Raw genomic sequence first — 12,093 nt, forward strand, 5'->3', positions numbered from 1 at the left:
TCGCTCAGCTCGATGGCGAGACAGAAAACGCGCCGCGGAATCACGACGCCGCACGCCTTGGTTGGGACGCGCAAGCATCGGGGAAACGGTATAAGTACCGTTCGAGGCCACGGTGTAAGAAGGCCGGCGCCTTCGCACACTGGGCGAGGCGGGCATACGCGGTGGCACCCACGCAAAAAACCAGCGTCTGGTGGCGCTGGCTGGGACTACGACATAAGCCGTCGAAGACGCCGTGCAGGATTCGGCGGACGGTGACGCGCTGCGTCAAAGATCGGTGATTGGCGGCTCGAAGCCTTTTACCCTGCAGCCAATGTGAGCGGATTCTAGCAGGGTTTTATAGATCGTCAACACTATAAAAACTCAAATCTATAACAAAAAGTAATTTAAAACCCCTCTTCAGAACGCAATCCCCGTGCCGTAGGGGGTTTGCGCGCGGTCGACTTTTTCTTCGCCGGGGCGGTCGCGCGGCTGCCCGGGGTAAAATCGTCGGTCGATTCGGGGTCGTAGCCAGCCGCTGCCCCGCCCATCGCTGCCCGTCCTTGCGGGTGGCTCGGACCTTCTTCATGAAATACAAAGACTTACGCGATTTCATTCAGCGCCTCGAGGCGCTCGGCGAGCTGCGGCGCGTCACGCAGCCCGTGTCGCCCGTGCTCGAAATGACCGAGCTGTGCGACCGCGTGCTGCGCGCCGGCGGACCCGCGCTGCTGTTCAACGCGCCGCCCGGCCATGCGTTCCCGGTGCTCGGCAACCTGTTCGGCACGCCGCGCCGCGTCGCGCTCGGGATGGGCGTCGATGCGGGCGACGATGCCGCGCTCGGCTCGCTGCGCGACCTCGGGCGCCTGCTGTCCGCGCTGAAGGAACCCGATCCGCCGAAGAGCCTGAAGGACGCCGGCAAGCTGCTGTCGCTCGCGAAGGCGGTGTGGGACATGGCGCCGAAGTCGGTGTCGTCGCCGCCGTGCCAGGAGATCGTCTGGGAAGGCGCCGACGTCGATCTGAACAAGCTGCCGATCCAGACCTGCTGGCCCGGCGATGCGGGGCCGCTCGTCACGTGGGGCCTGACGGTCACGCGCGGGCCGAACAAGTCCCGCCAGAACCTCGGCATCTACCGTCAGCAGTTGATCGGCCGCAACAAGCTGATCATGCGCTGGCTCGCGCATCGCGGCGGCGCGCTCGACTTCCGCGAATTCGCGCTGCAGAACCCGGGCAAGCCATATCCGGTCGCGGTCGTACTCGGCGCCGATCCGGCCACGACGCTCGGCGCGGTGACGCCGGTGCCCGATTCGCTGTCCGAATATCAGTTCGCCGGCCTGCTGCGCGGCAGCCGCACGGAGCTCGCGAAGTGCCTGACGCCCGGCGTCGACACGCTGCAGGTGCCCGCGCGCGCGGAGATCGTGCTCGAAGGCTTCATTCATCCGCAGGAAGGCGCACCCGGCCCCGCTCCGGCCGGCGCGCCGCCGCGCCCGGCCGGCCATGCGGCGGCCGCATACGAGCACGCGCTCGAAGGGCCGTACGGCGACCATACCGGCTATTACAACGAGCAGGAGTGGTTTCCGGTGTTCACCGTCGAGCGCATCACGATGCGCCGCGACGCGATCTACCATTCGACCTACACGGGCAAGCCGCCCGACGAGCCCGCGGTGCTCGGCGTCGCGCTGAACGAGGTGTTCGTGCCGCTGCTGCAGAAGCAGTTCACGGAAATCACCGACTTCTACCTGCCGCCCGAAGGCTGCAGCTACCGGATGGCCATCGTCCAGATGAAGAAGAGCTACGCGGGCCATGCGAAGCGCGTGATGTTCGGCGTGTGGAGCTTCCTGCGGCAGTTCATGTATACGAAGTTCATCGTGGTCGTCGACGAGGACGTGAACATCCGCGACTGGAAAGAAGTGATCTGGGCGATCACGACGCGCGTCGACCCCGTGCGCGACACGGTGATGGTCGACAGCACGCCGATCGACTATCTCGACTTCGCATCGCCGGTGGCCGGACTCGGCTCGAAGATGGGGCTCGACGCGACCAACAAGTGGCCGGGCGAAACGAGCCGCGAATGGGGTCGCCCGATCGAGATGGACGCGGCCGTGAAGGCGCGCGTCGACCGGCTATGGCAGGAGATCGGCCTCTGACGCCACGCGGCCGGCGCACGCCGGCCCGCGCATCGCACTTGCCGCACGCACCCAGAAGATGAGCTTTCCGCCCGCCTCCATGCTGTCCGACGGATTCTTTCTGTCGCTGTCGTTGTGTCTCGACATCGGCCTCGTGAACGTCGCGATGCTGTCGCTCACGCTGTCGCACGGCTTCCGGCCGGGCTTCTGGCTCGGCGTCGGGTCGTGCGTCGGCGATCTCGTCTACGCGGCGCTCGCGCTCGCGGGGATGGCCGTGCTGCTGCAGTTCGAACCGGTGCGCTGGATCGTGTGGATCGGCGGCGGCGCGGTGCTGCTGTTCCTCACGTGGAAGATGGCGCGCGAAGCGTTGACGCCCGCGAAGTCGGCCGACGACGACGCGGACGATGCACCTCCGCCGCGAGCGAGCGCACGACGCAGCTTTCTGCGCGGGATGCTGCTCGCGATGTCGTCGCCCAGCGCGATCCTGTGGTTCGCGGCGGTCGGCGGCGCGCTGATCGCGAAAGCCGGTGCGACCACGCCGGCCACCGCGTCGGTGTTCCTGTCGGGCTTTTTCCTCGGCGGCCTCGCGTGGACGCTGTTCATGTGCACGCTCGCGAGCCAGGGCCGCAAGCGCGCGGGCGCCGGGCTGATGCGTGCGTGCCACGTCGCATCGGCGCTGCTGTTCGCGTACTTCTCGTACAGCGTGATCGTCGGCGGCTACCGCGACCTGATCGTACACGCGGCGTAATCGCGGTCGCGCTGCCGCGCCGGCCACCGCGCCACATGTGAGCCCCAATGAAAAACGGCGCAGCGCCCCTCGCGGGACGTTGCGCCGTTTTGCCGCGCGCGGTCAGGCCGCGCGGGACGAATCAGCGACGCCAGTAGCCATGATGGCCCCAGCCGCCGTAACCATGGCGCCAGTACGGGCGACCGTAGTAGCCACCACCGTAGCCGCCGACGACCACCGCGGGCGGCGGCGCGTAGTAGGCCGGCGCCGGCGCGTAGTACACGGGCGGAGGCGGCGGCGCGTAGTACACGGGCGGCGGCGGTGCGTAGACGGGGTAAGCGGGTGCGACCGGGATGCCGATGCCGACCCCGATCGACACGTGAGCCTGCGCGGCGCTCGCGGCACCCAGGCCCAGCGCGGCGGCGGCGATGAACGGAATGAGCTTTTTCACTTCGATTCTCCTGCTGGAGCGGTATTTTAGGCGCTCCTGTCGGCAACGGCGGGCATGCACGTCGCATGGAAGCAATGTAGCGAAAACCCGCCCCGCGCGTATCGTCCATTTGTTGCAAATTGCAATTGCACGCGGCCGCAGCGGCCGTCCGGCGCGGCGCCCGACATGGGCCGCGTTCCTTGCCGGTCGCGCGATTCCGTCCGAGGGATCGGGTCGCGGCACGCCGACCGGTCAGTCTTACCGGATCCGGCGGGCGCAGCGGGCACGCGTACGTAATGAACGATTACAAATTCGAGACAACATGCCGACATTCCAGGCCGGATGCAGCGGCGCGGTGTTTAGGGGTCGGATTCCGCGCCCCTGATTCGCCGCGGTGGCGGACGCCGGCCGCGCATCGGCCTCACTGCCTACCGGTAATTCATACACGCGGCAGCCCCGCAGCCGGCCTTCCGCGAAATGGCCGTCATTCCTGCGATACTGGCGGTTGCTTCGTTTTTGCTGACATCCGCCGCCATGCCGCTTCCCGACACACCCCGCCTCGGCTTCATCGGCGCCGGCCGCCTCGCGCGGTGTGTCGCGCAGCGTTTCGCGCAGGCCGGCTTCCCCGTCGTCGCGATCGCGAGCCGCACGCCCGCGTCGGCCGCCGGCCTCGCCGCGCGCATCGCCGGTTGCCGCGCGGTCGATAACCCGCAGCAGGTGGTCGACGCCGCCGAGCTGATCTTCCTGACCACGCCCGACGATCATCTCGCGTCGAGCGCCGCGGCGCTGCGCTTCGACGCATCGCGCGCGGCCGGCCAGGCGGTCGTCCATTGCAGCGGCGCATCGCCGGTCGCGCTGCTCGATCCGGCGAAGCAGCAAGGCGCGGCCACCGGCGGCTTCCATCCGCTCTATCTGTTCGGCGGCACCGACGCCGACCTCGCACGCATCGACGGCTGCTCGGTCACGATCGAAGCGGACGGTGCGCTGCACGCGACGCTGCTGCGACTTGCCGCCGCACTCGGCTGTCATCCGCTGTCGATTCCGGCCGGCGGCCGGATGCTGTATCACGCGGCCGCCCACTACGCGGCGAGCTTCGCGCTGTGTGGGCTGTCGGAAGCGGTCGAGCTGTGGCGCGGCCTCGGTTTCGACGAGGACGCCGCGCTGCGCGCGCTGTTGCCGATGCTCGCCGGCACGATCGAGACCGCGCGCGACAAGGGGCTCGCGAATGCGCTGGCCGGGCCGGTATCGCGCGGCGACACGGCCATCGTCGAGCGCCAGCTCGCGCTGCTCGAAGCGCGCGGCGGCGATCACGCGGCGCTGTATGCGCTGCTGACGCGCCGCGCGGTCGCGCTCGCGGCGAAGCGCGCGCCGCCGCCGGCATCGCTGCCGGCGCTGGCCGAAGCCGTCGAAACCTCGCTGGCGCGGATGGCCGCCCACCCCGCCGCGCCCCCCTCCCCGTCGCGCGACGAGGCGTGATAAGGTGTCGGCCGATGCGCCGCCAACCGGCGTTGGCGGCCGCACGCTACTGACTGTATAAAAAGGATGCCAACGATGTTCGGCGAGATCGCCCGTTTTCTGCTCAATACCGTCTTCACGCTATTCGGCGCCGCGCTGATTCTGCGCGTCTGGATGCAGGCCGTCCGCGTGCCGCCGTACAACCCCGTCACGCAAGCCGTGCTGCAGGCGACCAACTGGCTCGTGCTGCCGCTGCGCCGCGTGATCGCGGGCGTACGCGGCATCGACTGGGCCAGCGTCGTCGCCGCACTGCTCACCGCGCTCGTCTATGTCGTGCTGATGGTCGTGATGGCCGGCTTCGATCCGGCCGCCGTGATCGCGACGCTCGTCGTGGTCGCGCTGCTCACCGTCGTGAAGTGGGCGCTCAACCTCGTGATCTGGATGACGATCCTGATGGCGCTGCTGTCGTGGCTCAACCCGCGCTCGCCGGCAATGCCGATCCTCTACCAGCTCACCGCGCCGTTCCTGAACCCGCTGCGCCGCGTGATTCCGAACCTCGGCGGCATCGACCTGTCGCCGATCCTGCTGTTCGTGATCGTGCAGGTGCTGCTGATGATCGTCACGCGCGCCGCCGTGTCGCTGACGATGTTCGGCATCTGATCCGGCGCGACACCTACGCTGCCGGCCCCTGCGCCGGCGGTGCGCCGAGCGTGTCGATCACGCCGAACTGCGCGGGCATCATCGCGTAGCACACGCGCACTTTCTCGTGCGACAGCCGCTCGAGCAGCCGCTGCGCTTCGTCCTCGGTGACGACGAATTCGACCTCGATCGCGAGCGAACCCTGCAGTTCGAAGAAGCGATCCTCGTGCAGCACGCGATGCTGGCCGAAACCGGCCATCGCGCGAAACGCGGAACCGCCCGCGACGCCCATCCGGTTCGCCTCTTCCAGCAGCCATTCCCACAGCGGCTTCCAGTGCAGCCGGTGCTGCTCGTGCACGTAGAAGCGCAAAAAGACCCTGTCCATCGCTCCCTCCGATGGCGGCCCGCTCAGGCCGCCGCGAGCCACGCGCGCGCGGTCCACATGCCGAGCGCCGTCAGCGCGAACGATCCAGTCAAGTGTAGGACAGCCACCGCCAACGCCCATCCGAATTCGCCGTCGAGCGCGTGCGTCATCACTTCGACCGAATAGGTCGAGAACGTCGTGAGGCCGCCGAGAAAGCCCGTGATCACGAATAGCCGCCATTCGGGCGGCAACCCGACGCGAACGGTGAATACGACGGCGGCCATGCCGATCACGTAGCCGCCGAGCAGGTTCGACACGAGCGTGCCGAGCGGCACCGCGGGAAAGACCGCGTTGAGCGCGAGACTCAGGAACCAGCGCAGCAACGCGCCGAGGCCGGCGCCGACGAAGATCGCGACGATCGAATAGAACAAGGGCACCTCTCACGGACGACGCCACGCGGCGCACGCGGCTACGCTGAACTGTATGCGGAATCGCGCCGCGCCGGCAATGCCGACGGGCCGTGCAGGCAGACGGCGGAGCGTGTCGCGTTCGCATGACGCGTTTCACGATTTCCCTGCGCGCGCCGTCGTGGATATTTACCGGACAATTACATCCGACATTACAAACCGATTTTTAATTTGCCGATTATTTATCAGCTGTTTAAAAACCGATAAAGCAGTTCGATCGTGCGCACAGGTTAACCCTGCACAACGCTTGTCCCATCGAGGTTCCACGTACTTTCCCTTATCAGACATTCCCGTATCCAGTCGATATTCGATGTCGTTATCGTCGTCGATTTCGTAGAATTGTTTCGCCACCCTACTCCATCGACATGGAGACTCGAAAAATGAACAATATCCGCCTGTCATCCATGTTGATCCCGGCGCTGTGCGCGTCGCTGCTCGCGTCGGGCGTCGCGCTCGCCGACGGCAACGGGCCGCCGTCCTACGTCGAAGGCAACCGCGCACCGAAAGGATTCGCGCGCCCGCCGTTCCACACGAAGCCACGCGCAAGCACCGCCACGATCGCCGGCCTCACGCCGGCGCTCGCGCGGCATGCCTACGGGTTCGACGCGATCGCGAACCAGGGCGACGGGATGGTCGTCGCGATCGTCGACGCGTACGACGACCCGAAGATCGAAGCCGATCTCGGCGTGTTCAGCACTGCGTTCTCGCTGCCGGCCTGCACGTCGTCGAACGGCTGTTTCACCAAGGTGTATGCCCACGGTGCGCGGCCCAAGCCCAATGCAGGCTGGTCGCTCGAGATCTCGCTCGACGTCGAATGGGTGCATGCGATCGCGCCGAAGGCGAAGATCGTGCTCGTCGAGGCGGCATCGGCCAGCTTCAGCGACCTGATGGCCGCGGTCGACGTCGCGGTCAAGCGCGGCGCGTCGGTCGTGTCGATGAGTTTCGGCGGCAACGAATTCAGCAGCGAGACCGGCTTCGACAGCCACTTCAACGTACCGGGCGTGACGTTCGTCGCGTCGTCCGGCGACAGCGGCACCGGCACCGAATACCCGGCCGCGTCGCCTTACGTGGTGTCCGTCGGCGGCACGACGCTGTCGTCCGATACGGCCGGCAATTACATCGGCGAGACGGCGTGGAGCGGCAGCGGCGGCGGTGTGAGCAGCGTCGAGGCCGAGCCGGCCGGCCAGACCGCGTGGCCGATTCCGGTGGCCGGCAAGCGCGGCGTGCCGGATGTCGGTTACGACGCGAATCCGTCCAGCGGTTTCGCGGTGTACGACTCGGTCACCTATCAGGGGCAGGCCGGCTGGTTCCAGGTCGGCGGCACGAGCGCGGGCGCGCCGCAATGGGCGGCGCTCGTCGCGATCGCGAATTCGCTGCGCACGGCGGCCGGCAAGACATCGTTGAGCGGCGCCTACGACACGCTCTATGCGGTCGGCAAAACCGCGTACGGCAGCGACTTCCACGATGTGACGACCGGATCCAACGGCAATTGCGGCAGCGTCTGCAACGCGGCGGGCGGCTACGACTATGTGACGGGCCTCGGTTCGCCGATCGCGCCGGCGCTCGTGCAGGCGCTCGTCGCGCGGCCGTAATCGCGCGGCCCCGGCCGGTCGCCTCGTGGCGCGCGGCTCAGCCGCCGCGCCACGCGCGGTCGAGCGCGTTCAGCGTCGCCAGCGCACCGCCCTTCAGCCCGATCACGTCCGCCCGGCGCGCATGCGCGTCGCGCGCATTGATGCGAATCACGTCGGCGCCGAGCCGTTCGCTCAGCAAGCGCACGGTCGGAATCGCGGTGCCCGCGCCGATCTCCACCACGGCGACGCGCCCGGCCTGCGCAATCCACTCTTCGAGCACGCGTTCCTGCGCGTCGTAGCGCGCACCGAGCCAGCCGGTGTCGCCGAACATCAGGATGTTGGGCCGCGCGAGACCGCCGCAGTGCGGGCAGCGCGGCATGTCGCCCACGAGGCGGCACGTCGCTTCGTCGACCTCCGGCACGAACGGCGCCGCGTCCCACGTGGCGTCTGTGCACGGGCGCAGGCACTGCATCGCATGAATCGAGCCGTGGATCTCGACGATGCGCGCCGGATCGAAACCGGCCTTCCGGAACTGGCCGTCGACGTTGCTCGTCAGCACGAAGCCGCCGTTCGGCATCACGTCGATCCAGCGGCGCAGGATCGCGAAGCCCGCATGCGGCGCCGTCGCGCGGTAGAGCGCGAGACGGTGCCCGTAGAAGCCCCACGCGAGCGCCGCACGCGCACGAAACGCGTGCGGCGACGCGATCTCGTGGAATTCGAAACGCTCGTAGCGCAGCGCCGGATACGCGCGCCAGAAACCGTCCGTGCCGCGAAAATCGGGCAGTCCGGAATCGACGCCGATGCCCGCGCCGGCCGTGACGAGCAATGCATCGGCACGCGCGAGTGCGGCGACGGCGGACGCGACGAGCTCGGCAGGAAGCGGCGCGGCGGCGGAGTCGGCGAGATCTGCGGGACCGGAAAGCGGCATGATGGGAAAGCGGTGGCGTCGAACGTTGCGCGAGTGGCGTGGCGATCATACGCCGGTTCGGGCGTCGCGCCGCATCGGCGACGCAACTGTGTAGCGCGGCGCACGTGCGGCGACCGGCAATGCAATGGCCCGCCGTCCGCAAGCGCCGCACCGGCGATACCGCGACGCGGCGCCCATGCTTGCTCAGTGAGCCGATTCGTCGTGTGCAACCGGGATCTCGTCGACCGCGAAATAGACCGGCTTGCCGAGTTGCCGCGCGAGCGCGACGTCCGCATCCGCCCCGCGCGACGCGCCATCGATGCGCAGTACCGCATCGCAGCGTCGCAGCAGCCGGTGCGCGGCCGGATACAGGAACGTTTCGCCGATCGCGTCGCCCAGTTGCGTCGACCCGGCCGCGGCCGCGAGCGGCAACGACACCCATTCGCCGATCATCGGCACGTGCCCGCGGCGATACACGGCGAGCGCCGCCGCTTCCAGCCGGTGCAGGTTCGCGGCGATGCGCGCGGGGTCGCCGTCCGTGCCGCTGCGATACGGGCCGGCGATCAGCACGAGCCGCGGCGTCATGCGGCGCGTGCGCCGGCGGTTTCCCGCAGCGCGACGTACTGCAGCAGCATGATCGTCTTCGCGTCGACGATCTCGCCGCGCTCGACCGCGTCCAGCGCCGCCCGCAGCGGCATCTCGACGACCTCCAGATCCTCGCCCTCTTCCGCGACGCCGCCGCCCGCGCCGGTGCGCAGCGACGCATCGTATTCGCCGACGAAGAAATGCAGCTTCTCCGTCACGGAACCCGGGCTCATGAACGCCTCGAACACCTTGCGCACGCCGCGCACGCGATAGCCGGTCTCCTCCTCGGCCTCCGCGCGGATGCGCGCCTCGGGCGTTTCGTCGTCGAGCAGGCCGGCGGCCGCTTCGAGCAGCATGCCGTCGTGTCCGCTCACGAACGCCGGCATCCGGAACTGGCGCGTCAGCAGCACGTCGCCCGTTTCGGCATGACGCAGCAGGATCGTCGCGCCGTTGCCGCGGTCGTAGGTCTCGCGGCTCAGGCGCTGCCACGTGCCGTCGCGGCGCAGGAAATCGAACGTCACCTTGCGCAGCACATACCAGTCGTCGGACAGCACCGTCGTATCGACGATGCGCACCCGCTCCCGCGTTGCAGCCATTGCAGCCTCCGGTTCGACAAAGGACGGCGCCCATGGTAACGTGCACATTCGTGCAATTTCAAGAATTTTCGTGCAAACACGATGCTGACGACGCAACGCAAGAAGGCGATCCTCGACGCGCTCGCGCGCGACGGCCAGGTGCTGGCCGCCGAGCTGAGCGTGCAATTCGGCGTGTCCGAAGACACGGTGCGCCGCGACCTGCGGGAACTCGCGGCCGACGGGCTGTTGCAGCGCGTGCATGGCGGCGCGCTGCCGGCGTCGCCGGCCGTCGCTCCGCTCGCGCAGCGCGAGACGCTCGAAACCACGGAGAAGCGGCGCATCGCACGGCGGGCCGCGCAGATGATCGCGCCCGGGCAGGTGGCGATCGTCGACGGCGGCACGACCTCGGCGCTGCTCGTCAGCCAGTTGCCGGCCGACCTGCGCGCGACGATCGTCACGCACAGCCCGAGCGTCGCGGTGGCGCTCGCCGCGCATCCGTCGATCGACGTGATCCTGATCGGCGGGCGGCTCTACAAGCATTCGATCGTCGCGGTCGGTGCGGCGGCGATGGAAGGCATCGCGCGCATTCATGCGGACCTGTATTTCATGGGCGTCACGGGCGTGCATCCGGTCGCCGGCCTGAGCACCGGCGATTTCGAGGAAGCGGCGATCAAGCGCGCGCTGGCCGAACGCGCGGCCGAGACGGTCGTGCTCGCGTCGCAGTCGAAATTGCGCGCGGCATCGCAGTTCGTGATCGGCGACATCACGCTGGCGCAGACGGTCGTCGTCGAAAAGGAAACCGACGCCGCGCTGACGAAGCCGATCGAGGCCGCGGGTGTGACGGTGGTGCGCGCGTAGCGCGCGGGGCGTTGGTATTCGCGCTTGCCGGCTCGGTTGCGAAGTGTCGTCGCGCAGGCACCCGAGTCGATGTCAGCGTGCTGACAGGCGCCGCTTGCTAACATGGGCGATCGCCCGATCGCCACGTGCCAACCGCCCGATGCCCTCGCCCTCCTCCACGACGCCCTCGGCACCGCCCGCCGGCGACGCACCGCCGCCGGGCATCCTCGCGCTGTTCATCGCGTTCGCGCAGATCGGCCTGACTAGCTTCGGCGGCGGGCTCAGCGGGCTGATGATGCGCGATTTCGTCCACGAGCGACGCTGGCTCGACGAAGAGGCGTTCCTCAACGGTCTCGCGCTGTCGCAGGCGTTACCGGGCGTCAACGTGAAGAACCTCGCGATCTGGATCGGCTACCGGCTCGCCGGATGGCGCGGCGCGGTGGCCGGCTTCATCGGCATCATCGCGCCGCCGGCCGTGCTGATCGTGCTGTTCGGCGTCGCGTTCTCGACGCTCACGCGCTTTCCGCTCACGCACGTCGCGCTCGCCGGTGCGGCGGCCGCGGCGATCGGGCTGTCGATCTCGATGGCGATTACCGCGGTGCGCCGGCTGCCGCGCCGCGTGCTGCCGTTCGCGGTCATGACGCTCACCTTCGTGTCGGTTGCGGTGCTGCACTGGCCGCTCGTGTGGACCGTGCTGATCGGCGGCACGCTGAGCGTCGCGCTCGAATACCGTCGTGCGGCCGCCGCGCCGGTCGGGAGCGACGCGCGATGAATGCGTCCGCACGTTACGCAGCACTGTTCGGCGTGTTCGCGCCGCTGTCGATTGCGACGATCGGCGGCGGGCAGGCGGTCATCGCGGATATCCAGCGGCAGGTCGTCGACGTGCATCACTGGATGAGCGCAACACAATTCGTGAACGACTTCGCGATCGCACGGATGGCGCCTGGCCCCGGCTCGCTGCTGGCGACGCTGATCGGCTGGCAGGTGGCCGGTTTCTGGGGCGCGGTGATCGCGACGCTCGCGCTGTTCGGCCCGACCGCGTTCCTGATCTACGGCGTCGCGCACCTGTGGCGACGGCACCGGGGCGCGCGCTGGCAGATCGCGCTCGAAGCCGGCCTGCGCCCGGTCGCGGCCGGCATGATCCTCGCATCGGTGTGGGTGCTGGTGCAGGCGCTCGACGGCGGCTGGGCCGCCCGCGCGATCGCGGTGGCGTCGACACTGTGCGTGATCTACACGCGCGTTCATGCGCTACTGCTGATCGCGATCGGCGCGCTGCTGCTCGTCGGCTTGCGTGCGCTCGGGGGGACGTAGCACGGCGCCACCGCCTTCGCGTCGCTACCTGAGCGCCTAGCAGGCTGTTGAAATTCGGAACGGTGTAAACGGGCGTTGCGAGCGGTGCGTTAGAGATATCGTGTTCATGACCTTGGGCAGATAAGA

At 68.5% G+C, this 12,093-nt stretch carries 14 protein-coding genes; 8 read left to right on the forward strand and 6 right to left on the reverse strand.

Translation table 11 applies throughout. The features are described 5' to 3' along the window. Nucleotides 1-563: 563 nt before the first annotated feature. The gene (locus tag HWX76_RS31240; protein WP_050011618.1) at nucleotides 564-2,120 is read left to right on the forward strand and encodes a UbiD family decarboxylase; all 1,557 of its coding nucleotides are present in this window, start codon (nucleotides 564-566) and stop codon (nucleotides 2,118-2,120) included. Between the two features lie 58 nt (nucleotides 2,121-2,178). Continuing rightward, on the forward strand, nucleotides 2,179-2,847 hold the full coding sequence (locus HWX76_RS31245) for a LysE family transporter (RefSeq protein ID WP_050011619.1): 669 nt from the start codon (nucleotides 2,179-2,181) through the stop codon (nucleotides 2,845-2,847). A 121-nt stretch (nucleotides 2,848-2,968) separates the two neighbouring features. Here HWX76_RS31245 and HWX76_RS31250 read toward each other — a convergent pair whose 3' ends face one another. Next, on the reverse strand, nucleotides 2,969-3,277 hold the full coding sequence (locus HWX76_RS31250) for a hypothetical protein (RefSeq protein WP_050011620.1): 309 nt from the start codon (nucleotides 3,275-3,277) through the stop codon (nucleotides 2,969-2,971). Nucleotides 3,278-3,790: 513 nt separating this feature from the next. On the opposite strand from HWX76_RS31250, the gene HWX76_RS31255 reads away from it, so the two are divergent. Both HWX76_RS31255 and HWX76_RS31260 read left to right on the forward strand, forming a co-directional pair. Further along, nucleotides 3,791-4,732: a DUF2520 domain-containing protein gene (locus HWX76_RS31255; protein WP_050011621.1), complete on the forward strand. Its 942-nt coding sequence runs from the start codon at nucleotides 3,791-3,793 to the stop codon at nucleotides 4,730-4,732. A gap of 75 nt (nucleotides 4,733-4,807) precedes the next feature. Beyond that, on the forward strand, nucleotides 4,808-5,371 hold the full coding sequence (locus tag HWX76_RS31260) for a YggT family protein (protein WP_006488584.1): 564 nt from the start codon (nucleotides 4,808-4,810) through the stop codon (nucleotides 5,369-5,371). 13 nt (nucleotides 5,372-5,384) lie between these two features. Here HWX76_RS31260 and HWX76_RS31265 read toward each other — a convergent pair whose 3' ends face one another. Further along, nucleotides 5,385-5,735, reverse strand: a complete 351-nt coding sequence (locus HWX76_RS31265) for a DUF190 domain-containing protein (protein ID WP_050011622.1) — start codon at nucleotides 5,733-5,735, stop codon at nucleotides 5,385-5,387. 23 nt (nucleotides 5,736-5,758) lie between these two features. Continuing rightward, entirely contained in the window at nucleotides 5,759-6,145 is a 387-nt protein-coding gene (crcB, locus tag HWX76_RS31270) for a fluoride efflux transporter CrcB (protein ID WP_050011623.1), read from the reverse strand. A 416-nt stretch (nucleotides 6,146-6,561) separates the two neighbouring features. Here crcB and HWX76_RS31275 point away from each other — a divergent pair, with 416 nt between their 5' ends. Beyond that, nucleotides 6,562-7,773: a S53 family peptidase gene (locus HWX76_RS31275; protein WP_089488233.1), complete on the forward strand. Its 1,212-nt coding sequence runs from the start codon at nucleotides 6,562-6,564 to the stop codon at nucleotides 7,771-7,773. A 37-nt stretch (nucleotides 7,774-7,810) separates the two neighbouring features. On the opposite strand, the gene HWX76_RS31280 is transcribed toward HWX76_RS31275, so the two are convergent. From HWX76_RS31280 to HWX76_RS31290, 3 genes are all read right to left on the reverse strand, one after another. Next, on the reverse strand, nucleotides 7,811-8,680 hold the full coding sequence (locus HWX76_RS31280; protein WP_089488232.1) for a Sir2 family NAD-dependent protein deacetylase: 870 nt from the start codon (nucleotides 8,678-8,680) through the stop codon (nucleotides 7,811-7,813). A gap of 183 nt (nucleotides 8,681-8,863) precedes the next feature. Further along, nucleotides 8,864-9,244, reverse strand: coding sequence for a DUF4406 domain-containing protein (locus tag HWX76_RS31285; protein ID WP_089488231.1), 381 nt, complete (start codon nucleotides 9,242-9,244; stop codon nucleotides 8,864-8,866). Next, nucleotides 9,241-9,840 (reverse strand): NUDIX domain-containing protein, encoded by a 600-nt coding sequence (locus HWX76_RS31290; RefSeq protein WP_089488230.1) that lies wholly within the window; start codon nucleotides 9,838-9,840, stop codon nucleotides 9,241-9,243. The genes HWX76_RS31285 and HWX76_RS31290 overlap by 4 nt, the downstream gene beginning before the upstream one ends. An 81-nt stretch (nucleotides 9,841-9,921) precedes the next feature. Between HWX76_RS31290 and HWX76_RS31295 the strand changes: the two genes are divergently transcribed. The 3 genes from HWX76_RS31295 (at nucleotide 9,922) to HWX76_RS31305 (ending at nucleotide 11,967) form a co-directional block, all read left to right on the forward strand. Beyond that, the gene (locus HWX76_RS31295) at nucleotides 9,922-10,677 is read left to right on the forward strand and encodes a DeoR/GlpR family DNA-binding transcription regulator (protein WP_089488229.1); all 756 of its coding nucleotides are present in this window, start codon (nucleotides 9,922-9,924) and stop codon (nucleotides 10,675-10,677) included. Nucleotides 10,678-10,816: 139 nt separating this feature from the next. Next, the gene (locus HWX76_RS31300; RefSeq protein ID WP_176016858.1) at nucleotides 10,817-11,428 is read left to right on the forward strand and encodes a chromate transporter; all 612 of its coding nucleotides are present in this window, start codon (nucleotides 10,817-10,819) and stop codon (nucleotides 11,426-11,428) included. Further along, nucleotides 11,425-11,967: a chromate transporter gene (locus tag HWX76_RS31305; protein WP_050011630.1), complete on the forward strand. Its 543-nt coding sequence runs from the start codon at nucleotides 11,425-11,427 to the stop codon at nucleotides 11,965-11,967. Before HWX76_RS31300 ends, HWX76_RS31305 begins: the two co-directional genes overlap by 4 nt. Nucleotides 11,968-12,093: the final 126 nt, after the last annotated feature.

The sequence above is a fragment of the Burkholderia sp. BCC0398 genome, assembly GCF_902833245.1.
In the GTDB taxonomy this organism is placed as follows: domain Bacteria; phylum Pseudomonadota; class Gammaproteobacteria; order Burkholderiales; family Burkholderiaceae; genus Burkholderia; species Burkholderia sola.

Bases quoted from the DNA above. Each gene is read 5' to 3' on its own strand.
- HWX76_RS31240 (WP_050011618.1), top strand. From the start codon at position 564: ATGAAATACAAAGACTTACGCGATTTCATTCAGCGCCTCGAGGCGCTC.
- HWX76_RS31245 (WP_050011619.1), top strand. From the start codon at position 2,179: ATGAGCTTTCCGCCCGCCTCCATGCTGTCCGACGGATTCTTTCTGTCG.
- HWX76_RS31255 (WP_050011621.1), top strand. From the start codon at position 3,791: ATGCCGCTTCCCGACACACCCCGCCTCGGCTTCATCGGCGCCGGCCGC.
- HWX76_RS31260 (WP_006488584.1), top strand. From the start codon at position 4,808: ATGTTCGGCGAGATCGCCCGTTTTCTGCTCAATACCGTCTTCACGCTA.
- HWX76_RS31265 (WP_050011622.1), bottom strand. From the start codon at position 5,735: ATGGACAGGGTCTTTTTGCGCTTCTACGTGCACGAGCAGCACCGGCTG.
- HWX76_RS31275 (WP_089488233.1), top strand. From the start codon at position 6,562: ATGAACAATATCCGCCTGTCATCCATGTTGATCCCGGCGCTGTGCGCG.
- HWX76_RS31280 (WP_089488232.1), bottom strand. From the start codon at position 8,680: ATGCCGCTTTCCGGTCCCGCAGATCTCGCCGACTCCGCCGCCGCGCCG.
- HWX76_RS31285 (WP_089488231.1), bottom strand. From the start codon at position 9,244: ATGACGCCGCGGCTCGTGCTGATCGCCGGCCCGTATCGCAGCGGCACG.
- HWX76_RS31290 (WP_089488230.1), bottom strand. From the start codon at position 9,840: ATGGCTGCAACGCGGGAGCGGGTGCGCATCGTCGATACGACGGTGCTG.
- HWX76_RS31295 (WP_089488229.1), top strand. From the start codon at position 9,922: ATGCTGACGACGCAACGCAAGAAGGCGATCCTCGACGCGCTCGCGCGC.
- HWX76_RS31300 (WP_176016858.1), top strand. From the start codon at position 10,817: ATGCCCTCGCCCTCCTCCACGACGCCCTCGGCACCGCCCGCCGGCGAC.
- HWX76_RS31305 (WP_050011630.1), top strand. From the start codon at position 11,425: ATGAATGCGTCCGCACGTTACGCAGCACTGTTCGGCGTGTTCGCGCCG.